This is a genomic window from Falsiroseomonas sp. HW251, from assembly GCF_050563545.1.
In the GTDB taxonomy this organism is placed as follows: domain Bacteria; phylum Pseudomonadota; class Alphaproteobacteria; order Acetobacterales; family Acetobacteraceae; genus Falsiroseomonas.
In genome coordinates this window covers 91,993-112,753 of record NZ_JBNXUM010000002.1, presented here as the reverse complement: position 1 = coordinate 112,753, position 20,761 = coordinate 91,993, and the positions used below count along the sequence as shown (strand labels likewise).

Sequence of the window (20,761 nt, the reverse complement as noted above, 5' to 3'; positions counted from 1 at the left end):
AAGCTGCGGGGCAGAAGGACACCGGGTGGAAGCGTTGGAGTCGAGACAGGGTCGCGGCGTGCTCGCGGTGCCGGAGTTCCGGCGCCTCTGGCTGACCGGGCTCGCGGTCTCCGTCGCGCGCTGGCTCGAGATGCTGGTCGTCGGCGTTGTCGTGTTCCAGCAGACCGGCTCCCCCTTCCTCGTCGCCGCGATGACGCTGCTGCGCGTCGCCCCGATGGCGCTGCTCGGCCTGCTCTCCGGCATCGTCGCGGATCTCGTGCCGCGGCGGAGCGCGCTGCTGTCCATCCTGCTGATGCAGGGCGCGGCGCTGGCGGCGATGTCGGCGCTGGCGCTGGCGGACGCGCTGCAGGTCTGGCAGGTCGCGCTGGCCTGCGTGGTGGGCGGCATCGGCTGGGCCGCGGACAATCCGGTGCGGCGGATGATGATCGGCGAGAGCGTCGGCCCGGCGCGAATCGGCGCCGCCATGTCGCTCGACGTGCTGTCCAGCAACATCAGCCGCGTCGGCGGCCCGGTGCTGGGCGGCGTGCTGCTCGGCGGGCTCGGCGCCGGCGCCGCCTTCGGCCTCGCCGCGGCGCTCTACCTCGTCGCGGTCGCGGTCGCCTTCCGTCTACGCGCGGGCCGCCGCGCCGCGCGGCGGCGCGGCGCGACCATCCTCGGCGAGCTGCGCGAGGGGCTGACCGCAACGCTCGCGATCCCCGAGTTGCGCGGCGTGATGGTGATCACGATGGTCTTCAACCTGTTTGCCTGGCCCTGCACCAGCATGATCCCCGTGATCGGGAAGGACGCGCTCGGCCTCGGCCCGGGCGGCATCGGCGTGCTGGCGAGCATGGAAGGCGTCGGCGCGCTGGCCACCGCCGCGCTGGTCGGAGCTTTGCTGCGCCCGTCCTTGCATGGCGCGACCTATCTCGGCGGCACGGCCTTCTACCTTCTGATGATGATCGGCTTCGCGGTCGCGCCGGGCCCGGTGCCGGCCGCCGCCGCACTGATGGCGAGCGGCATCGGCGGCGCCTGTTTCGCGACCATGCAGGGCACGCTCACCTGGCTCGTCACGCCGCCAGAACTGCGCGGCCGTGCGCTCGGCCTGCTCTCCACCGCAATCGGCAGCGGCGTGATCGGCTTCTTGCAGGTCGGCCTGCTGGCGAACTGGCTCGGCGCGCCGGCGGCGACCTGCTTGGTCGCGGGGTGCGGCCTTGTCATGCTCGGGCTGTCGCGACCGCTGTGGCTGCCCTTGCTGCGCGCGGGCTGACGGCCAGAGGCCGAAGCGGGCTGACGGCGCGAGGCCGCAGTGGGCTGACGTCAACAGGCCGCAACGGGCACCTCTGTCGCACTCGTGAAGGTAGCGTTCCCTCGGAGCGTTTTCCTCGCAGGCGAAACTCACGCTGATGTCATGCGCGCCTGGGTGGAACGCGGTGCCTAGTGGCGCATTGCAACCCCACAAGCTTCACCCGGGCGAGGAAGAAGACGCATGTCCACGACCGAGACCGAACGACGCGCGCCCGCCGCGCCGACCGAGCGGCCGGGCCAGCGCGCCAATGCCGCCGACCGCCATGTTGGCGCCCGCATCCGCGAACGCCGCGTGATGATGGGACTGTCGCAGCAGCAGCTCGCCAAGATGATTGGCGTGACGTATCAGCAGGCGCACAAGTACGAACGCGGATTGAACCGCATTTCGGCCGGAAGGCTGTTCGAGATCGGCCAGGTGCTCGGCGTCCCCGTCTCCTGGTTCTTCGAGGGGCTGCTGCCAGAAAGCGAGACGCAGGAAGCCAGCCCCCGCCAGCGCATGTGCCTCGAGCTCGCCCGGAACTTCGCGCTGATCGACAATGAGAAGCACCAGGAAGCGCTGAGCCAGATGGCCCGGGCGCTCGCCGCGCAATCCCAGGCGGAGCGCGACGGCAGCTGACCGGCGAAACCCGGGCCGCGCGGGCGCGTTGCTTCGCGGCGCCGGCGAAGCCGCGCTGACGGATCGGGACGATGCGACGGGAGACGGTGGAGGTTCGGACGCGCCGCGTTCGCGCGAGGCGGCGGCCGCTTTTGGTGGCGCTGGGCCTTGCGATTTGCGGCTTGGTCGCGGTCGGCGTCTGGGCTGGCGCGGGCGGCCCGCCGCCCATCCGTCCGCCCGGCGCCGGCCTTCCGCCCGCGCTGTCCCGCTCCGCGCCGGAGCCCGACAGCCGCGCCGAGATCGCGGCGGAGGAGGCGCGGCTGGCCAATCTGCGCCTCGCGCGGACGCGGCTCGAGCAGGAGGTTGCGGCGCTGCGCGACCAGGCCGAGCAGCTGCGCCGGGAAGTGCCGGCCTCGGTCGCGCCCCCGGTCACCCCCGCGAACGCGCCCCCGGCCATCGCCGGCCCTGCACCCACCGCCCCGCCCAACGTTGCGGCCAGTGCCCCGCCGGCACTCCAGGCCTCGGCGGAGCCGCTGGGACGGCTGCGCGTCTTCGTCCATCACCGCGCGCAATCCGCCGCCGGCGCGGGGGCCGCGACGGAGCTCGCGCAGGCGCTGCGCAACGCGGGCGTGCAGGTGCGTGAGATCAGGCCCGCGCCGTTCGTCCCCTCCACCCCCGTGATCCGCTACTTCCACGAGGAGGACCAGGCTGCCGCGGCGCGGCTGGCGGGCCGGCTCGGCCGGGGCTGGGCGATCCAGGATTTCCGCGCCTATGTCCCGCAGCCGCCGCCGCAGACGCTGGAGATCTGGCTGCCGACGAGCTGAGGCGTCAGTAGAACTCGAAGTCGGACTGCGACAGCGTGACGGTGTTGGTGAAGATGGCGACGGCGGCACCCTGCTGCCCGCCCGAACCATCGAGGTCGAACCAGAGCATTCCTGGTGCCGTCCTGGTTCGAGACGACGTAGAACAGTGGCGTGCCGGCCTGCTGCGGATCATCGTAGAGGAAGCTCGGTTGGGATCCGGCGGATCCGAAGCTGCTATTCCTGATCAGCAGCCTGTCGGCGCCGCCGGTGAAATCCACGATGCGGTCGGTGGACTCGCCCCAGCTGCTGAAGCGGAAACGGTCCGCGCCATCCCCGCCGGTCAGCGTATCCGCGCCGTGCCTTCCAGCGTGTCGTTGCCGATGGCACCTTCCAGCGTGTCGTTGCTGGCGCCGCCTTCCATCTCGTCGTTGCCGGTGCCGCCAGAGAGCGAATCCGCGCCGTTGCTGCCGAACAGCACGTCGTCGCCGCCGAGGCCGGAGACCGTATCGTTGCCGGAGCCGCCATCGAGCGTCTGCGCGCCATCCGCCCCCACCAGCTCGTCGTTCCCCCCCGAGCCGGTCGCGCTGCCATTGCCGCCCAGCAGGACCAGTCGCTCGATGTTGGTCCAGCCGTCCCGCCAGGTGGTGCTCACCGTGGTGCGGACCTCGTCGAAGCCCTCATTCGCTGCTTCGACGAAGCTGTCGGCCGTGCCGTCGCCGCGCCAGACATAGACGTCGTTGCCCGCGCCGCCGGCCATGTAGTCGTTGCCGCCGGACCCGCCATCCATCGCGTCGTCCTGGTCGCCGCCGAGCAGCGTGTCCGGCTCGAAGCCACCGACCAGGCTGTCCGCGCCGCCAAGGCCGTGCAGCGAGCCGCCGCCCGCATTGGCGAAGGATAGCGTGTCCCCGCCGGTGCCGCTGCCGTAGAGCACGTAGAACTCGAAGCCGGTGACCACGGTGCGGTCTCCGATCACCGTCGCGCTGCCGCTGCCAGACGGCGCGACGAAGGTCAGCCCGTCGTTGCGCCAGAGCATATTGAGCTCGAGACGGTCGGCATTCGCCCCGCCGGCTAGCGATCCACCGCCACCGCCCGAGATGATCGCCGCCGAGCATCAGATCCGATCCCGTCCCGCCGTTCAGCGTATCCTCGCCGCTGCCGGGACCGTCGCCGACCAGCGTGTCCGCGCCGGCCTCGCCCGCCAGGCTATCGGAGCCGGCGCCGCCGACCAGCGAATCCGCGTCGTCGCCGCCGGCCAGCGCGTCATTGCCCGCGCCCGCGCTCAGCGTGTCGTTGCCGGCGCTGCCGATCAGCGAATCCGCCTGCGCGATGCTGCCGCCGCTATCGACGGCGATCGAATCGGCGCCCGACTCGCCGGTGACCAGGAAGCGCTCCATGCGCAGGATGCGCGTGCCGTCGCCCGAAACCGTGGCCTCGGTGTTGGGATCGCCGGCGGCCAGGCCGATCGCGCCGGCCTTGCCCCTCAAGTCCAGCACCAGCGTGTCGGCCGCGCCGGCGCCGGCGAAGGCGCTGCCCTGGAGCGTGTCACCGCCGCCGCGGGAGACGAAGGTGGACGGCGCGAAGGCGGATAGCGAGTCCGCTGCGGCCGCGCCGGTGCCATCGGCCACTAGAGTGCCCGCGCCGTCGGCGATCAGCGTGTCCGCGCCGTCCCCGCCATCGACCTGGTCGAGCCCCGCGCCCGCATACAGCAGATCGTCGCCGGCCTCGCCCTTCAGCGTGTCCCAGCCGGCTCCCCCGCGGATCGTGTCGTTGCCGCCGCCCCCCGCGATGCTGTCGCCGTCCTCGCCACCCGCGATCGCGTCGCCGCCTGGGCCGCCATCGGCGGTGTCCGCCCCGATCCCCCCGCTGAGCTGATCGGCCTGGCTGCTGCCGCGCAGCGAATCCGCGCCCTCGCCGCCATCCAGCACGGTAGGGCCGCTACCCCCAGCAGCGTCGCCGCCCGCTGCGTCTCGGCTCCCCAGATGGTGTCCGCGCCGATACCGGCCGAGACGGAATCCGCCCCGCCCAGGGCGACCAGAAGGTCGTCGCCGTTGCCGCCTAAGAGCGTGTCGCGCGAGGTGTCCGCCCCGCCCCAAACGCTGTCCGCACCGAGGCGGCCGATCAGCGAATCCGCTCCCGCGTCCCCGATCAGCGCATCGCTGCCGCCGAGCCTCAGCGGGGTGTCGCTGCCGGCAAGGCCGAACATCGTGGCGCCGCCGCCCGGCACGGTGAAGGCGTCATTGCCGCCGGTGAGACGCCGGAACTAGGCGGCAGTGGAGCAGGCATTGGTCATCAATCATTGCGTGTATGAAACCACATATTGTCAACGCAGAGGCTGGATGAAAGGCCGATCCCGCATTGCCCTGCCTGTGGTCAGGGCAATGTGGGCCCAGCCTTCTCCGGCCCGGCGATTCACGCTCTTCGTATGCCCGCCTGCGGCGTGCACACTTAGAGCGATTGCGGGCTAATGCCGGGGTGAAACGCTTCGTCCACCCGGACGTTGCGGTCGGGCATGATCCTCCAGCTTGATCCGCCGCTGCCGCTGGTGACGCCGAAGGGCAAAGGCCTGGCGCATTTCCTGTTGGATTACGGCGCCGAGAGCCACCTGCTCTGGGTGGTCTTCCTCGACTCCGACGGCAGTTGCTGGACGGTCCCCAACTCGGAGATCCGCATCGAGGCAAACTGGTCCATTGGCCGGCGCCCGCCGCCGGACGGCCACCCCGTCTCGAATGGCTGGGCGAACAAGGCGCAGACCAACGGCAGGGGCTGACCGTCTCGCCTCTAGTGGCGGACCATGCCCTCCCGCGTGCCGATCAGGCGCGCGCGGACCCGGGCCGACAGGGTGTCGATGATCGCGACGGTCACCAGCAGCAGGATGATGATGAAGGCGACCTCGTCCCAGGCGCGGATGCGGATGCGCTCCGCGATGGAAAGCCCGATGCCGCCGGCGCCGACGATGCCGAGGACGGAGGCCGAGCGCGTGTTGCTTTCCACGAAATAGAGTGCCTGGGCCAGCATCACCGGGAAGACCTGCGGCAGCAGGGCGAAGCGCACGACGAGGGAGGGCTTCGCGCCCACCGCGCGCACGCCTTCCATCTGGCGGCGCTCGGCGTTCTCGATGGCCTCGGCATACAGCTTTGCCAGCACCGCGACATCGGCGACCGCGATCGCGAGCAGCCCCGCGAGCGGCCCCAGGCCCACGGCGCGCACGAAGACCAGCGCCCAGATCAGCTGGTCCACGCCGCGGAAGCCGTCGAAGATCCGCCGCAGCGAGAAGTGGAACAGCCAGTTCGTCACGACGTTGCCGGCGCCGAGGAAGCCGAGCGGCACCGCCACGAGCGCCGCGATGAAGGTGCCGAGGAAGGCCATCGCGACGGTCTGTGCCAGTGACTGCGCGATCTCGTCCCAATGCTCGCCGGGCGAGGGCGGGATCATCAGCCGGACGATGACGCCGAGATTTTCCGACCCCTTCGCGATGCGGCCGGGGGTGATGTCGAACCAGACGCAGCAGCCCGCGATCCAGGCGACCAGCAGCAGCCAGAGGGTCAGCCGCCAGAGGCGCCTGCGCAGCGGCGGCACGAAGGCCGCGGGCACGCGGGCCCTGGCGAAGGCGAGGTCGTCGGCGGCGCCGCTCATGCCCTGCCGCCCTCGGTCAGGCGCCGGCGCAGCCGTTCGGAGCTGAGGTCGATCAGCGACACCGCAACGATGATCAGCACGACGATCGCGCTGATCTCCTCGTAGTAGTTCTGCGCGATGACGGCGTAGAGCTCCTGCCCGATGCCGCCGGCGCCGACGAAGCCGATGACGCTCGCGCCGCGGACATTGATCTCGAAGCGCAGGATCGCATAGCTCAGCAGGTTCGGCGCGATCTGGGGCAGGATGCCGAAGCGCATCTGCTGCACCCAGCTGCCGCCTGCGCATTTCACGCCGTCCGCGGCGCCGAGCTCGGTATTCTCGATGACCTCCGCGAAGAGCTTGCCGCAGGCGCCGATGGTGTGCAGCGCGATGGCCAGGATCCCGGCGAGCGGCCCGACGCCGAAGGCCCAGACGAAGATCAGGGCGTAGACGATCTCGGGCACCGTCCGGCAGGCCTCCAGCAGGCGGCGCACGGCGCCGGCGAGCCAGGGGCGGGGGGCCACGTTCCGCGCCGCGAGGAAGGCGAGGAAGAAGGCAATCACGGTGCCGGAGAGCGTCGCGAAGGCCGCAATGTTCGCGGTCTCCAGCAGCAGCAGCGACCATTCGTCGAGGCGGTAGAACCAGTAGGCGATCGAGCCTTCCTGCTTCACCCCGTCGAACAGGTGGTTCCACCGCAGTTGCGGGATGGTCTGCGCGAAGTATTCGCCGAAGCGCGGGATGCCGTCGGCGAGCCTGGCGGGGCTGAGCTCCGCGACCCAGGCGGAGACCAGCAGGCAGGCCAGCAGGATCGTGCCGTAGAGCAGCGTCGCGCGGCGGCGCTGCGCGAGAAGCTCGGCTCGGCGGCGTTCGAAGGTGGAGATGGCGGGCGGGGCGACGGTGGCGGACATCAGCGCACGCGCCGGCTCTGTCGCGCGCCCCCTCCCCATCCCTCCCCCGCAACTGCGGGGGAGCGGGAAGCAAGGGCCGGGTCGGGCCACTTGGCCCTCCCCCGCAGTTGCGGGGGAGGGTCGGGAGGGGGCCGCTTCGTCACCGCTGCCGCCTCGCCGCGGCCTCGGCGCGGGCCATGGCGATCACCGGGTCGAACATCGATTGCGTCGCCGGCGCATAGCCCGCCGTGGCGCCGCGTTCGATCTGGTGGAAGACCTCGGGGTGCTGCGTGGGCAGCGCCAGCATGAAGGCGCGGAGGTCGTCGCGGAAGGCCGGCGGCGTGTCGGCGCGCACCGCGGTCGGGCCGTTCGGGATCGGCCGCGACCGCCAGATGATGCGCAGCCGCGCCATGTCGAGCATACCCTTCTCGACCATCGCGCGCAGCGCGCCGCGGGTGAAGCCCTGGCTCTGCTCGCCGACGCCCGATGCCCAGGTCACGCCGGCGTCGTACTGCCCGGCCAGAACCGCGACGATCGCCTGCTCGTGCCCGCCGGCAAAGCCGGTGCGGGAGAAGAAACGGTCCACGTCGATGCCGGCCTCGCGCAGCTCGCTGCGCGGCACCAGGTAGCCCGAGGTCGAGTTCGGATCGGCCCAGGCCAGGCTGTGCCCGCGCATCTGCTCGAGCGACATGATCGGACTGTCCGCGCGGACATACATCACCGCGACATAGGACACCGTGCCATCGGCGTCGCGCGCGACGACCAGCGGCTCGATGTTGCCCTGCGTGTCGAGCCAGATCCGCGCATAGGGCAGCGGCCCCATGGTCGAGACCTCCAGTTGCCGTGCGGCGAAGGCCTGCATCACGCCGGCATAGTCGCCGGCGGGATAGATGCGCACGGGCACCCGGAACTGCGCCTCCAGCGCGGCCTGAAAGCCGCCGAAGCGGGCGAGCCGGTCGGCCTCGTTCTCGCCGCCCAGCAGGCCGACGCGGATTTCCCGCAGCTGGTCGGCCCAGGGCCGGCGGCCCGGCGGCGGCAGGCTCTGCGCGCGCGCCGCAGCGGGCAGCGCCAGCAGCGCCAGCGCCGCACGGCGCGTGGCACCGCGGATCGTCGTCAACGCTGGCGCCTCGCCTGCGCCTCGGCGCGCGCCATGGCCAGGATCGGCTCGTACATCGCGTGGGTCGCGAGGCCATAGCCCGCGCCGGTGCCGCGCTCGATCTGGCGGTAGATCTCGGGGTAGGCACCGGGCAGCGCCAGGTGGAAGGCGCGCATGTCGTCCTTGAAGCCCTGCGGCAGGTCGGCGCGCGCGGCGATCATCCCGCCCGGGATCGGCCGGCTGCGCCAGATGATGCGGATGTCGTTCATGTTCAGCTGGCCCTTGTCCACCATCAGGCGGAAGGTGCCGCGGTTGAAGCCGCGGGCCGGGTCGCCCTCGGCCGAGGTCGCGGTGACGCCCGCGTCGTATTGCCGGTTCAGCACGGCGACGACGCCCTGTTCCTGCCCGCCGGCAAATCCGGTGCGGGAGAAGTAGGTCGGGATGTCGATGCCGGCCTCGCGCAGCTCGCTGCGCGGCACCAGGAAGCCCGAGGTCGAGTTGGGGTCGGAGAAGGCCAGCGACTTCCCGCGCATGTCGTCCAGGCTGCGGATCGGGCTGTCCGCGCGGACATACATGACGGAGAGGTATGTCGCGACGCCGTCCTCGTTCAGCGCGGTGACCAGCGGCTCGATGTTGCCGTTGGTGTCGAGCCAGATCCGCGCATAGACCAGCGCGCCCATGCCCGAGATCTCGAGCTGCCGGGCCGAGAAGCCCTGGACGACGCCGTTGTAGTCCGCGGCCTCGTAGATGCGCGTGGGGACGCCGAAATGCTGGGAGATGAGCTCCCGATAGGCGCGCGTGCGGGCCAGCCGGTCGGCCTGGTTCTCGTCGGTCAGCAGGCCGATGCGGATCTCGCGCACCTGGTCGGCCCAGGGGCGCCGCCCGGCCGGCGGCATGGGCGGGAAGGCCGGGGCCTGGGCTAGCGCGGGCATGGCGGCGGCCATCCCGACCAGGGCGAGGGCCTGCCGGCGGGGCATGGAGGCACGTGTCATCATGGCGTCATCTGCCTCCACCGCGGCCCGCCGGTCAACGGCGGAGCGCGGGGGCGTTCATGCCAACGCCGGCTTTCGGCGACCCGCGGCCTGCGCAGCAGCCTGAGGCCGCGCCCGCCGCTTGAGGGCACCAACATGACGATACCGACGAGCCGCTGAATGCGGCCGTTGGTATCAGTGCGCCGCGATCCCCTGGCGCGACCCGATCAGCGCGTGGCGGATGCGCGAGGAGATCAGGTCGATGACCGCCACCGTCGCGATCATCAGGATGATGATGAAGGCGACCTCGTCCCAGTGCCGGACCTTGATCCGCTCGGCGAGCTGCAGCCCGATCCCGCCCACGCCGACGACGCCGAGCACGGTCGCCGCGCGGGTGTTGCTCTCGAAGAAATAGAGCGCCTGCGCCAGCATCACCGGCAGCACCTGGGGCAGCAGGCCGAAGCGCGTACGCATCAGCCCGCTGCCGCCGACCGCCTCGATGCCCTCGGCCTGCTTGCGCTCCGCGTTCTCGATCGCCTCCGCATAGAGCTTGGCCAAGACCGCGATGTCGGCGGTCGCGATCGCCAGCACGCCGGCCAGCGGGCCGAGGCCGACGGCGCGCACATAGGTCAGCGCCCAGATCAGCTGGTCGATGCCGCGGAAGCCATCCAGGAAGCGCCGGACCGAGAAATGCGCGAGCGCATTGGTCACCACGTTGCCCGCGCCGAGAAAGCCGAGCGGCACGGCGATGGTCGCGGCGACCAGCGTCCCGAGGAAGGCCATGGCGACGGATTCCGCCATGCCCCACAGGATCTCCCGCCAGAGCTCGCCGGGGGAAGGCGGGATCATCAGCGTCACGATGGTGCCGAGCCCGGACAGCCCGCGCGCGATGCGGTTGGGCGTGATGTCGAACCACCAGCAGAGGAAGCCGAGCCAGGCGATAGCGCCGAGGCCGATCCCGATCCGCGCCGCGCGCACCGCCGGCGTGGCGCCGAAGGCCGCCGGCATTGCCGCGCGCAGCGCATCGAGGTCGCGCGGCAGCGGATGCGGCAGCGGCGCCGGCCAGGGCTTGCGCGCCGACGGCACGGCGGCGGAGATGTTGCGGCGCAGCCGCTCGCTCAGCAGGTCGATCGAGGCGACGGTCAGCACGATCAGCAGCACGATCGCGCTGATCTCCTCGTAGTAGTTGAAGGCGATGACGTGGTAGAGTTCCTCGCCGATGCCGCCCGCGCCGACGAAGCCGATCACGCTCGCGCCGCGCACGTTGATCTCGAAGCGCAGCAGGGCGTAGCTCAGGAAGTTCGGCAGGACCTGGGGCAGGGCGCCGAAGCGCACCCGCGCGAACCAGCCGCCGCCGGCGGCGCACACGCCCTCCACCGGGCCGGGCTCGATGTTCTCCACCACCTCGGCGAAGAGCTTCCCGTTGGCGCCGACGGTGTGGATGATGATGGCCAGGATGCCGGCCAGCGGGCCGATGCCGAAGGCCCAGACGAAGATCAGCGCGTAGACGATCTCCGGCACCGTCCGGCAGACCTCGAGGAAGCGCCGCGCCAGCTGGTAGGCGATCGGCGAGGGCGAGAGGTTCCGCGCCGCGACGAAGCAGAGCAGGGTGGCGGCCAGCGTTCCGACCAGGGTGCCGAGCAGGGCCATCTGGCTCGTCTCGAAGAGCAGCCAGGCCCATTTGTCGAGCCGGTACATCCAGGCCGCGAGGCTGCCGTCCGTTTCCCAGCTCGCGAACAGCACGTCTTGGCGCAGCGTCGGCAGGGTGCGCCAGATGTATTCGCCGATGCGCGGGATGCCGTCGGCCAGCGTCGTCGGCTCGACCTGGCTGACCCAGCCCGCGACCAGGACGCAGCAGAACAGCACCGCGCAGGCAACCAGCGTGGCGCGGCGGCGCATCCGCCGCGCCTGACGGAAGGCGGTCTCGCCGCGCGCGACCGGGTCACGCGCGGCCAGCGCCGCCGACGTCAGCGCGATGTCCACGAAGCCGTCAGGACCGGCGGCGGCGCTCGGCGGCCTCGTCGCGGCGGAGCTGGACGATCGGGTCGAACATCGCATGCGTCACCGGGGCGTAGCCCTGGCCGCTGCCGCGCTCGATCTGCTGGTAGACCTGCGGGTGCGTGGCGGCCAGCGCGACGTGGAAGTCGGTGAAGTCCTTCTTGAACTCGGCCGGCAGGTCGCGGCGGACGGTCATCGGGCCGTTCGGGATCGGGCGGGACGTCCAGATCACCCGGAGGTCGCGCATGTCGAGCATGCCCTTCTCGACCATGGCGCGCAGGTTGCCGCGGCTGTAGCCCTGGCTTTCCTCGCCCTGGCCGGATGCCCAGGTCGCGGCCGCGTCGTACTGGCGCTGCAGCACGGCGACGACGGCCTGCTCATGCCCGCCGCCGAAGCCGGTGCGGGAGAAGTACTGGCCGCTTTCCGTGCCGATCCCGGCGCCACGCAGTTCGCTGCGCGGGATCAGGTAGCCCGAGGTGGAGTTCGGGTCGGCCCAGGCCAGCGACTTGCCGCGCAGCTGCTCGAGGCCGGTGATGCCGCTGTCGGCGCGCACCACGATCACCGAGACGTAGGAGATGCCGCCGTCGTTCTCCCGCGCGACGAAGAGCGGCTCGACGCCGCCATTGGTGTCGAGCCAGGCCCCGGCATAGGCCGAGGCGCCGAGCGAGGAACCCTCGATCTGACGGGCGCTGAAGGCCTGCATCACGCCGGCATAGTCGGCGGCCGGGAACAGGCGGACGGGCACGCCGAAGGTCTGCTCCATCAGCGCGCGATAGGCCTCGAAGCGGCCGAGGCGGTCGGATTCGTTCTCGCCGCCGAGCAGGCCGAGGCGGATCTGCGGCACCTGCTGGGCCCAGGGGCGGCGCCCCGCGGCCGGCATGGCGGGCGTCTGGGCGACGGCCGGCGCGACGGGCGCCGCGGCAAGGAGGCCGGCGAAAAGCCTGCGGGTCAGCATGGGTCGGGGACTCCCGGTCGTGTTGGGGGGATTGACGACCGGACCGACCCGAGGCGTGCTCAGGCGGCGACGGTCGCCGCGCCCGCGGTGCGCTGCGGCGCCGGGGTGGCGGTGGGGTCGGCGGACTCCTCGAACTCGTCCTCGGAGACGCCGTAGATCTCCTGCACGCGCGCCGCCGTCAGCTCCGCCGGCGGGCCGTCGAACATCACGCGGCCGGCCTGCATCGCGACGATCCGGTCGCAATAATGCCGCGCGGTGTTCAGGTGGTGCAGGTTGGTCAGCACGGTGAGCCCGTCTTCGCGGTTCACCTGGCGCAGCGCGTCCATCACGACCTTCGCGTTGCGCGGATCGAGGGAGGCGATCGGCTCGTCGGCCAGCAGCACCTTCGGCTGCTGCAGCAGGGCGCGGCAGATCGCGACGCGCTGCTGCTGCCCGCCCGACAGCGTGTCGGCGCGCTGCAGCGCCGTGTCGGCCAGGTCGAAGCGGTCCAGCGTGCGGATCGCCTGCGCGCGCTCCTCCGGCGTGAACATGCAGAGCAGGGAGGTCAGCGTCGCGAAGGGGCCGGTGCGGTGGTTCAGCCGCCCGATCAGCACGTTGGTCAGCACGTCCAGCCGCTGCACCAGGTTGAACTGCTGGAAGATCATCGCGCAGTCCGTCCGCCAGCGGCGGAGCGCGGCGCCCTTCAGCGCCGTCACGTCCTGCCCGCCATAGAGGATCCGCCCCTCGGACGGGTCGGTCAGGCGGTTGATCATGCGCAGCATCGTGGACTTGCCGGCGCCGGAGCGGCCGATCACGCCCACCATCTGCCCGTCGGGGATGACGAGCCGCACGTCGCTGACGGCCGTCACCGCGCCGAAGCGCCGCGTCAGCCCCTGGAGTTCGAGCATGCCCCTGCCTTTCCGTACCGCGCCTCTAGAGGCGCCCGATGACAACCGAATGATGGTCCGGTGACGTCCGCATGTCTCTTACCGGATCGTGGACGAGGCAACGGCTTTCGCGCGCCGATCCGGGGACGGCTTTCGCCCACGCGCCTGCGGCGCGATGCTGGGCCCGCAGACCCCATCATGCGGAGAACGCCCATGGCCCACGGCCTCGTCGACGTCCGGATCTACACCACGCTGCCGAACCGCCTGCCGGAGTTCGTCAGGCTCTACGAGGAGCTTGCCTGGCCGCTGCAGCTGAAATACCTGGAGAACTGCCTGGGCTGGTACACGACGGTGGAAGGCGAGCTGAACACCGTCGTCCACATCTGGGGCTATGCCGACCAGGCCGACCGGGAGCGCCGGCGCAACGCCATGGCCGCCGACCCGGCCTGGGGGACCTACCTGAAGGAAGCCGCGGCGCGCGGCCTTCTGATCAGGATGGAAAACCGCATGGTCCGCCCAACCGGCTTCTTCTCGGCCTTTCAGGCGCAGAAGGCGTAGCGCGGCCTATCTCCCCCCCTCCCCCGTGGACGGGGGAGGGAGGTGCGCGCCTTGCTTGAGACGGCCCTCTTCGATACATGTAATGATATAACGTAGCGTTCCAGGTACCCCATGCGCCGTCGAAGCCTCCTCGCTGTCCTCGCCGCACCCGCCTGCCTGCCCCGGCGGGTTGCCGCGCAGGCGCCGCTGCGGGTGGTGGCGTCCTTTTCCATCCTGGGGAACATGGTCGCCGAGATCGCCGGACCGCGCGCGCAGCTCCGCGCCATCGCCGGGCCGAACACCGACGCCCATGCCTTCCAGCCTCGCCCCTCCGATGCCGAGGCGCTGCGCTACGCCGCGCTGGTCGTGCGCAACGGGCTCGGCTTCGACGCCTGGATGGACCGCGTGATGCGCAGCGCCAGCTATCGCGGCCCGGTTGTCACCGCGACGGAGGGCATCGCGCCGCGCTCCATGCCCGCCCATCTGCACCATGGCGGGGCGGAACGGCGCCCATCCCAGGCCGGCGGCCCGCGGGAGGTCCCGGACCCCCATGCCTGGCAGGACCTCCGCCTCGGCATGGCCTATGTCCGCAACTTCGCCCGCGGCCTGGCCGCCGCCGATCCCGCCCACGAAGCGGCCTACCGGGCGGCCGGCGAGGCCTATGCCGGCCGGCTGCAGGCGCTGGATGGCTGGGTCCGCGCCGAGGTCGCGGCCGTGCCGGAGGCGCGCCGCAAGGTCGTCACCAGCCACGACGCCTTCGGCTATTTCGGCGCGGCCTACGGCATCCGCTTCCTCGCGCCCCAGGGCGTCTCCACGGAATCGGAACCCAGCGCGCAGCAGGTCGGCGCGCTGATCCGGCAGATCCGCGCCGAGGGCATCACCGCCGTCTTCCTCGAGAACATGGGCAACCCCGCGACACTGGAGCGCCTGGCGCGGGAGGCCGGGGTGCGCGTGCGCGGCCGCCTCTATGCCGACGCGCTGTCCGAGCCCGCTGGCCCGGCGCCGAGCTACGAGGCGATGTTCCGCCACAATGTCTCGCTGCTGGTGCCCGCGATGCGGGGCGAGGTGGCGTAGAGCCTCACCGCATCCTGTTCGCCGCGGCCTGGACCGGCGGGCGCGATGGGCCAGGATGACGGGATGCCCTCGCTCCCCGACGGCCTTCCTTTTCCCGCGACCGCGGCCGAGGCGCGGCTGCTGGTCCCGGCGCTCGCCGAACGCGTCGAGACCGCGGACCGCACCGGGGAGGTCAGCGTGATCGGCGGTGCCGACGCCTCCTCCACGCGCTTCGATCCCACGCGGACGGTGCATGCCGCGATCGTCGCGCTGGGCTGGCCGTCGCTGTCGCCGCTCGGCCGCGGCGGGGCGACGACGACGGGCGGGCTGCCCTATGTCCCGGGGCTGCTCGGCTTCCGCGAAGTGCCCGCGCTGGCCGAGGCCTGGGCGCGGCTCGATCCCAAGCCGGACCTCGTCATGATGGACGGGCACGGGCTCGCGCATCCCAAGGGGCTCGGCATCGCCTGCCTGCTCGGCCTGGTGCTGGACGTGCCGGTCATCGGCGTCGCGAAGTCGCCGCTGGTCGGCGAGGTCGAGGGCACGCTGCCGGACGACGCCGGCGCGAGCGCGCCACTGGTGTTCAAGGGCAGGCGCATCGGCGTAGCCCTGCGCAGCCGGCGGGGCGCCAACCCACTCTACGTCTCGCCAGGGCATCGCGTGTCGCAGGAGACGGCGCTGGACTGGGTGCGGCGCTGCCTGACCGGCCGCCGCCTGCCCGCGCCGACCCAGGCCGCGCATGAGGCCGCCGGGGCGCTGCGGCTTTCCGCGCGGGCGGGGCCGGGACCATGACCCGCGCCGACAGAAGCGCGGCTCATGGTCATGCCGTTCATCCATACGCGTTTTCCGAGTCGTCAGGCGATTCCGCCTGACTGGAAAATGCTTTAGCACGCCGGCATGTCCCGGATCTGGATCGCGCTCGGCGCCGTCTTCGGCCTGGTCTCGGTGGCGATGGCCGCGGTCGCCTCGCACGGGCTCGCGCCGGACCGCGCCGCGCTGGCGACGACCGGCGCCTCCATCGGCGCCTGGCACGCGCTGGCGCTGATCGGCGCGGGGCTGCTGGCGGAGCGCCGGCGCGGGCGGATGGTGCATGTCGCGGCGGCGCTCTTCGCGGCGGGCACGCTGCTGTTCTGCGGCGGCGTCTTCGTGCGCGCGCTGACCGAGCACTCGATCGGCCTGGTCACGCCGGTCGGCGGCACGGTGCTGATGGTGGGCTGGGGCGTGTTCGGCGTCGCCGCCTTGCTCGCCCCGCAGCGCTGAATGATCGCGAGCGCCTACCTCGCCGCCGAGGGCTTCGAGGCGGAACTCGCGGAGGAGCTGCGCCGCGCCGGCCGCCGCGTCGAGGCCTGGCACGGCCGGCTCGCGCTGTCGCGGGATCCGCCGCTTGCTTCGGCCTGGGCACTCGACGTCTGGACCGACCCGCGGGAGATCGCGGCCCCGTCGGTGAAGGCGGCCTCCGACGCGCTGCGCGCGATCCAGCGGAACTGGTCGGCCTACGCCGCCACGCATCACCGCCGCGCCGCGCTGATCACCGAGCGTCTGCCGCCGGTGAAGGCGCGGCCGCTGGCCTTTCCGGAACCAGCGCCGACATCCCATCTCGGCGCTTGGACGCTGCTGGCGCCGGACCGCCTGCTGGCTTCGCCGGTCAAGGCGAGCCCCTTCATCAACGGCGAGGTCGCCTTCGTCGAGGACAGGGAAGGCCCGCCATCCCGCGCCTACCTCAAGCTGTGGGAGGCGCTGACGCGGCTCGGCCGCCATCCCGGCCCTGGCGAGCGCTGCATCGACCTCGGGGCCTCGCCCGGCGGCTGGACCTGGGCCCTGGCGCGGCTGGGCGCGCGGGTGGAGGCGGTGGACAAGGCCCCCCTCGATCCCCGCGTCGCCGCCATGCCCGGCGTGACCATGCGCAGCGAGAGCGCCTTCGGCCTGGATCCCGCGAAGGAGCCGCTGGTGGAGTGGCTGTTCAGCGACGTGATCTGCTATCCCGCGCGGCTGCTCGCACTGGTGCGCCGCTGGATTGCGGCCGGGGCGGCGCGGAACCTGGTCTGCACCATCAAGTTCCAGGGCTCCACCGACCACGACGTCGCCGCGGAATTCGCAGCGATCGAGGGTGCCGTGCTATTCCATGGTGCGCACAACAAGCACGAGTTGATGTTCGCCCGCCTGGCGGAACGGTAGACGCAGCGGACTTAAAATCCGCAATCCCTCGGGGTGTGCCGGTTCGAGTCCGGCGGCGGGCATCCCCCCCTCGACCTACGGCGCCGAGGCCAGCACGATCGTCTCAACCTGGCGCATGCGCGCGAGCATCGCGGCATGCGGGCCGCGGCGCGGATCGAGCGATCCCTGGATGTCGGCATAGACCTCGTTCAGGCTGCGATGGCGGCCTGAGCGCGCGATGAACACCGATCCGTTCGCGGCCACGATCTCGGGCGAAACGTAGGACGCCGCGCGATGCGACGGCGTGCGGGCGAGTTGCCGCAGGAAGCGCTCCGCCCCGACCTGGCCGAGGAAGTGGACGAGATACACATCGGCAGCCCTGACCGGTCGCTTCAGCACCTCGGCCAGCCGCGTCTGGGCCTTCCGGATCCGCGTCATCGCGAGCGCCGCCGACAATCCGGGATCGTCGCGCAAGGCGAGGATCTCGGCGAGCAGCGCTGCGTCCGCCACCGAGACGTCGCCGGTCGAGCGGTCCGTCACGACGGCCGCGGCGTGCGCATCGAGCCCATGTGCCCGCCCGTGATCCCTGATCGTCTCGAGCCAGGTGTCGCGCGTGAACTGCATCAGCCCACGTGCCGACGAAGCCGGGTTCTCGGCATCGGGATCGAAGCGGCTCTCCCGCCAGGCGAGGGCGAGCAGAAGCACGCCGTCCGCATCGCGTGCGCCCGCCGCGGCCCACACGGCCTCCAGCACGCCCGGTTCGACATTCGGCAGGATGGGTGCGGCCTGCGCGGTCCTGACCGACGGCGGTGTCGGCCGCGCGGCGGCGGTCGCCCGTGTCGGTGCCCGGGCGGCGAGCCTGGCCGTCGGGCGCGCCGTCCGGCGATCGTCCGCGCGGACCTGCTTGGCGGCGGCGTCCGCGCGGGCCCGCCCGGTCGCCTCGGCCGGCGAGGACGCGAAAGGTGCGACGAGCAGGTTAAGCGCCAGTGCCACCGCAGCGACGGGCGTCCGGCCCGCGCGGCGCGCGGGCATGAGGCGTGCGTGCCTGTCCACAGTCTCCTCCTCGGGGGGCGAGAGGGCAGCCGGTCGTCCGGTCCGACCGGGGGGGCAGGTGGTCGGCCGGGGCATCGCTGCCGCGAAAGCGGGCAGCGCTGACTGAGCTATAGATCGAAGCCACCAGCCTAAAGTGTCACCAGGACGCGAGTTCCTGGGCTCGCGACACCGCGAGGTTCAGCGCTTCTTCAGCAGCTGCGCCGTCAGCTTCGCCGCGATCGGCTTGCGCGGCAGGTCGAAGAAGCGCGAGAGGCTCCAGCGCCCGTGTCGCACCCGGGCGCGCATGTCGGAGAATTCCCGGAAGCCCGCGCGCCCGTGGTAGCGCCCCATCCCCGACGCGCCGACGCCGCCGAAGCCGAGCGCGGGGAAGGCCGCGTATTCGACCGCGCGCCCCGTCACCAGCGCGCCCGACCGCGTGCGGGCCGCAATCCTTTCCTCCTCCGCGCGCGTCGCGCCGAAGAGATAGATCGCGAGCGGCGCCGGCCGCGCGGCGATCCAGGCAATGGCCTCCTCGAGGTCGCGCATCTTCTGGACTGCGAGCAGCGGGCCGAAGATCTCCTCGCGCGACAGCGCTGCCCCGGCCGGCGCTTCGGCCAGCGCGATGGCGCGCCGGCGCCCCGCATCCGCGCCGAGCGGCGTGACGCGCGCATCCCGCGCCAGCGCGTCCAGCCGCGCGGCCTGCGCGTCCGACGCCACCGCGCCTTCCGGCTCGGCGATCCCCGACGCGCGGCAGGCCGCCTCGAAGGCGACGGCGTCGTGGCCGACCAGCAGCACGGTGTCCGGCGCGATGCAGGTCTGGCCGGCATTCACCGCCTTGCCCGCCAGGATGTCCCGCGCGGCGGCGTGGAGCTCGGCGCCGGGCAGCACGATGCAGGGGCACTTGCCGCCGAGCTCCAGCGTGACCGGCACCAGGTTGCGCGCAGCGGCCTCGGCCACCTTGCGCCCCGTCGCGGTGCCGCCGGTGAACACCAGGTGGTCCCAGGGCTGCGCACAAAAATCCGCTGCGACATCCGCGCCGCCCTGCACGCAGCACGCGACGTCGGGCCCCAGCGCGGCGTCGAGCACCTCGGCCAGGATCGCCGCCGTGCGCGGCACGAATTCGGATGGCTTCACGCAGACCCGGTTGCCCGCGGCGATCGCGTCCACCACAGGCCAGAGGGCGAGCTGCACCGGGTAGTTCCAGGGCGCGACGACGCCGACCACGCCCTTCGGCACCGGCTCCTCCGCCGCCGTCGTCGGCCAGAAGGGATAGGGCACCCAGGCCCGCCGCGGGCGAGCCCACCAGCGCAGCCAGAAGCGCGAGTATTTCGCGGCGTCGGCGACGATCAGCACGTCGGCCAGCAGCGTGTCGTAGCGCGAGCGCCCGCCGTAATCCGCGTCGAGCGCGCGGGCAAGATCTTCGGCACGGTCCAGAACGGCCTCCGCGAGCCGCTTCAGCAATTCGCGCCGCTGCGCGACGGACAGTCGCCCGTCGCGCGCCTCTGCGGCGCGCAGCGCGGCCAGAGCCTCGGCAGGGGTCACGCCGTTTCCTTCGGCAATGGCGTCGCCATCAGCGCCGCCGCCGCGGCCTCGCCGGAGCGGATTGCGGCCTCGATCGTCGCGGGCAGTTCGGGCAGGGTCCAGTCGCCGGCGAGCGCCAGATTGGCCAGGGGCATGCGCCTCGGCCTCGGGCGCGGGCCGGTGCCGTGACGCGGCGTCGCGCGCCGTTCGCGGACGGCGCGCGCGCGCGGCGGATCGACGGGCCAGTCGCCCGGCAGGTCGAAGCGGATCGCGGCCTCTCGCACCTCGGGCCAGATCCGCGCGGCGGCTTCCTCGTCCGACAGGCCCACGGAATCGTCGGCCGCGCTTACCGTGACGGAGACACCCTCGGGCCGCACCAGCACCCATTGCGCGAGCCCGCCGAGCAGGCCGATGAAGCGCACCGGCCCGTCGGTCTCCTGCGCGAAATGCACGTTCAAGATCGGCGCGTGGCGGTCGGGCACCGGCACCTCCGGCAGCAGCCGCGCGACCTCCCAGGGCGGCAGCGCCAGGATCACCTGGTCCTCCGGCGCGAGGTCCACGACGTGGTCGCCGAAATCGAGCGTGATCGCCTTGTCGCCGTCGCGCCCGATGCCACGCAGCCGCGCGCCCGCCTGCAGCGAGGCGCCGTGGCAGGCCAGCGTCGCGACGGCGGGCGCGACCAGATCGGGCCCGAGCCCGCGCGAGGCGACATAGAGCTTCGCCGCGCCCGGCATCGCCAGGCGGCGCAGGATCACGCCGAGCAGCTTCGCCGAGGCTTCGTCGGCCGGCGTGTTCAGCGCGGCGACGGTCAGCGGCTCCACGAGGGATCGCAGCAGGTCGGGATGCGCGGCGAAGGCCTGCGCAATGGTCCGGTCGGCGCCCGGCAGCGCCAGCCCGATCAGGCTGCCGAGCCCGCCCATCGACATGCCGTTGGGCCGCTTTGCCGCGGTGATCCAGCCGAGCGGCGAGAGCGCAACGCGGCGCGCGGAATGGTCGTCGAGGTCGAGAACCGGCAGCCCCTCGGGCTCAGGCTCGACCCAGCCTTCGCGCGCGCCGATCGCGGTCAGGAAGCGCAGCGCGACGCGGTTGGCGCCGAGCAGGGCGTGGGTGCCGTTGTCCGTCCCGTCGGGCAGCGCGCGCGCGCGGCCGCCGGCCGCCGGCGACGCTTCGTGGATCGTGACTCGATGGCCTGACTTGACGAGGAGGAGCGCGCCCGCGAGGCCCGCTACGCCGGCGCCGACGACGTGGAAGGTCATGGTCGGGAACGGTGGCGTGGAAAGCGGCCCCATCCCCGTCCCTCCCCCGCAAAAGCGGGGGAGGGGGGAGTGGCGGCGGGGGAGGGCGCACCAACCCTCCCCCGCCGTTGCGGGGGAGGGCAGGGAGCGGGCTCAGGAGACCCA

20 protein-coding genes, 1 tRNA gene and 2 pseudogenes are annotated in these 20,761 nt (G+C 72.3%); 10 read left to right on the top strand and 13 right to left on the bottom strand.

Annotated elements, in window-relative coordinates; translation table 11 throughout:
- Positions 1-25: 25 nt before the first annotated feature.
- The 3 genes from ACLF3M_RS02450 (at position 26) to ACLF3M_RS02440 (ending at position 2,703) form a co-directional block, all read left to right on the top strand.
- Positions 26-1,246, top strand: coding sequence for an MFS transporter (locus ACLF3M_RS02450; RefSeq protein ID WP_430655251.1), 1,221 nt, complete (start codon positions 26-28; stop codon positions 1,244-1,246).
- Between the two features lie 219 nt (positions 1,247-1,465).
- Positions 1,466-1,900, top strand: a complete 435-nt coding sequence (locus ACLF3M_RS02445) for a helix-turn-helix domain-containing protein (protein WP_430655250.1) — start codon at positions 1,466-1,468, stop codon at positions 1,898-1,900.
- Positions 1,901-2,034: 134 nt separating this feature from the next.
- Positions 2,035-2,703 (top strand): hypothetical protein, encoded by a 669-nt coding sequence (locus ACLF3M_RS02440; RefSeq protein WP_430655249.1) that lies wholly within the window; start codon positions 2,035-2,037, stop codon positions 2,701-2,703.
- A gap of 319 nt (positions 2,704-3,022) precedes the next feature.
- Here ACLF3M_RS02440 and ACLF3M_RS02435 read toward each other — a convergent pair whose 3' ends face one another.
- From ACLF3M_RS02435 to ACLF3M_RS02425, 3 genes and pseudogenes are all read right to left on the bottom strand, one after another.
- Entirely contained in the window at positions 3,023-3,715 is a 693-nt protein-coding gene (locus ACLF3M_RS02435; RefSeq protein ID WP_430655248.1) for a calcium-binding protein, read from the bottom strand.
- Between the two features lie 169 nt (positions 3,716-3,884).
- Positions 3,885-4,775, bottom strand: a pseudogene (locus tag ACLF3M_RS02430) (calcium-binding protein); the annotation flags it as partial.
- Positions 4,673-4,885 (bottom strand): annotated as a pseudogene (locus ACLF3M_RS02425) (hypothetical protein); the annotation flags it as partial. The pseudogenes ACLF3M_RS02430 and ACLF3M_RS02425, both read right to left, overlap by 103 nt.
- A gap of 306 nt (positions 4,886-5,191) precedes the next feature.
- On the opposite strand from ACLF3M_RS02425, the gene ACLF3M_RS02420 reads away from it, so the two are divergent.
- Positions 5,192-5,449 (top strand): hypothetical protein, encoded by a 258-nt coding sequence (locus tag ACLF3M_RS02420; RefSeq protein WP_430655247.1) that lies wholly within the window; start codon positions 5,192-5,194, stop codon positions 5,447-5,449.
- Between the two features lie 11 nt (positions 5,450-5,460).
- Here the strand turns inward: ACLF3M_RS02420 and phnE (ACLF3M_RS02415) are convergent, their stop codons facing one another.
- The 7 genes from phnE (ACLF3M_RS02415) to phnC form a co-directional block, all read right to left on the bottom strand.
- Positions 5,461-6,315 (bottom strand): phosphonate ABC transporter, permease protein PhnE, encoded by an 855-nt coding sequence (phnE, locus tag ACLF3M_RS02415; protein ID WP_430655246.1) that lies wholly within the window; start codon positions 6,313-6,315, stop codon positions 5,461-5,463.
- Positions 6,312-7,202, bottom strand: coding sequence for a phosphonate ABC transporter, permease protein PhnE (gene phnE / locus ACLF3M_RS02410; RefSeq protein ID WP_430655245.1), 891 nt, complete (start codon positions 7,200-7,202; stop codon positions 6,312-6,314). The genes phnE (ACLF3M_RS02415) and phnE (ACLF3M_RS02410) overlap by 4 nt, the downstream gene beginning before the upstream one ends.
- A 139-nt stretch (positions 7,203-7,341) precedes the next feature.
- Positions 7,342-8,298: a phosphate/phosphite/phosphonate ABC transporter substrate-binding protein gene (phnD, locus tag ACLF3M_RS02405; RefSeq protein WP_430655244.1), complete on the bottom strand. Its 957-nt coding sequence runs from the start codon at positions 8,296-8,298 to the stop codon at positions 7,342-7,344.
- The gene (phnD, locus tag ACLF3M_RS02400) at positions 8,295-9,254 is read right to left on the bottom strand and encodes a phosphate/phosphite/phosphonate ABC transporter substrate-binding protein (protein WP_430655243.1); all 960 of its coding nucleotides are present in this window, start codon (positions 9,252-9,254) and stop codon (positions 8,295-8,297) included. Before phnD (ACLF3M_RS02400) ends, phnD (ACLF3M_RS02405) begins: the two co-directional genes overlap by 4 nt.
- A gap of 189 nt (positions 9,255-9,443) precedes the next feature.
- Complete coding sequence (phnE, locus tag ACLF3M_RS02395) at positions 9,444-11,231, bottom strand: phosphonate ABC transporter, permease protein PhnE (protein ID WP_430655242.1); 1,788 nt, start codon at positions 11,229-11,231, stop codon at positions 9,444-9,446.
- Between the two features lie 7 nt (positions 11,232-11,238).
- Positions 11,239-12,201, bottom strand: coding sequence for a phosphate/phosphite/phosphonate ABC transporter substrate-binding protein (gene phnD, locus ACLF3M_RS02390; RefSeq protein WP_430655241.1), 963 nt, complete (start codon positions 12,199-12,201; stop codon positions 11,239-11,241).
- Between the two features lie 59 nt (positions 12,202-12,260).
- Positions 12,261-13,088 (bottom strand): phosphonate ABC transporter ATP-binding protein, encoded by an 828-nt coding sequence (gene phnC, locus ACLF3M_RS02385; protein WP_430655240.1) that lies wholly within the window; start codon positions 13,086-13,088, stop codon positions 12,261-12,263.
- A 192-nt stretch (positions 13,089-13,280) separates the two neighbouring features.
- Here phnC and ACLF3M_RS02380 point away from each other — a divergent pair, with 192 nt between their 5' ends.
- The 6 genes from ACLF3M_RS02380 (at position 13,281) to ACLF3M_RS02355 (ending at position 16,891) form a co-directional block, all read left to right on the top strand.
- A complete protein-coding gene (locus ACLF3M_RS02380; RefSeq protein WP_430655239.1) occupies positions 13,281-13,625 on the top strand; it encodes an NIPSNAP family protein in 345 nt (114 codons plus the stop codon).
- Positions 13,626-13,736: 111 nt separating this feature from the next.
- Positions 13,737-14,678, top strand: a complete 942-nt coding sequence (locus ACLF3M_RS02375) for a metal ABC transporter solute-binding protein, Zn/Mn family (protein WP_430655238.1) — start codon at positions 13,737-13,739, stop codon at positions 14,676-14,678.
- 63 nt (positions 14,679-14,741) lie between these two features.
- Positions 14,742-15,446, top strand: a complete 705-nt coding sequence (locus tag ACLF3M_RS02370) for an endonuclease V (protein ID WP_430655237.1) — start codon at positions 14,742-14,744, stop codon at positions 15,444-15,446.
- 105 nt (positions 15,447-15,551) lie between these two features.
- Positions 15,552-15,914 (top strand): DUF423 domain-containing protein, encoded by a 363-nt coding sequence (locus ACLF3M_RS02365; protein ID WP_430655236.1) that lies wholly within the window; start codon positions 15,552-15,554, stop codon positions 15,912-15,914.
- Positions 15,915-16,829: an SAM-dependent methyltransferase gene (locus tag ACLF3M_RS02360; protein WP_430655235.1), complete on the top strand. Its 915-nt coding sequence runs from the start codon at positions 15,915-15,917 to the stop codon at positions 16,827-16,829.
- A tRNA-Leu gene (locus tag ACLF3M_RS02355) sits at positions 16,809-16,891 on the top strand. Before ACLF3M_RS02360 ends, ACLF3M_RS02355 begins: the two co-directional genes overlap by 21 nt.
- 13 nt (positions 16,892-16,904) lie before the next feature.
- On the opposite strand, the gene ACLF3M_RS02350 is transcribed toward ACLF3M_RS02355, so the two are convergent.
- The 3 genes from ACLF3M_RS02350 to ACLF3M_RS02340 form a co-directional block, all read right to left on the bottom strand.
- Positions 16,905-17,840, bottom strand: a complete 936-nt coding sequence (locus ACLF3M_RS02350) for a transglycosylase SLT domain-containing protein (RefSeq protein WP_430655234.1) — start codon at positions 17,838-17,840, stop codon at positions 16,905-16,907.
- A 198-nt stretch (positions 17,841-18,038) separates the two neighbouring features.
- Positions 18,039-19,382, bottom strand: coding sequence for an aldehyde dehydrogenase family protein (locus ACLF3M_RS02345; protein ID WP_430655233.1), 1,344 nt, complete (start codon positions 19,380-19,382; stop codon positions 18,039-18,041).
- Positions 19,379-20,650: a hydroxysqualene dehydroxylase gene (locus tag ACLF3M_RS02340; protein WP_430655232.1), complete on the bottom strand. Its 1,272-nt coding sequence runs from the start codon at positions 20,648-20,650 to the stop codon at positions 19,379-19,381. The genes ACLF3M_RS02345 and ACLF3M_RS02340 overlap by 4 nt, the downstream gene beginning before the upstream one ends.
- Between the last annotated feature and the right edge of the window lie 111 nt (positions 20,651-20,761).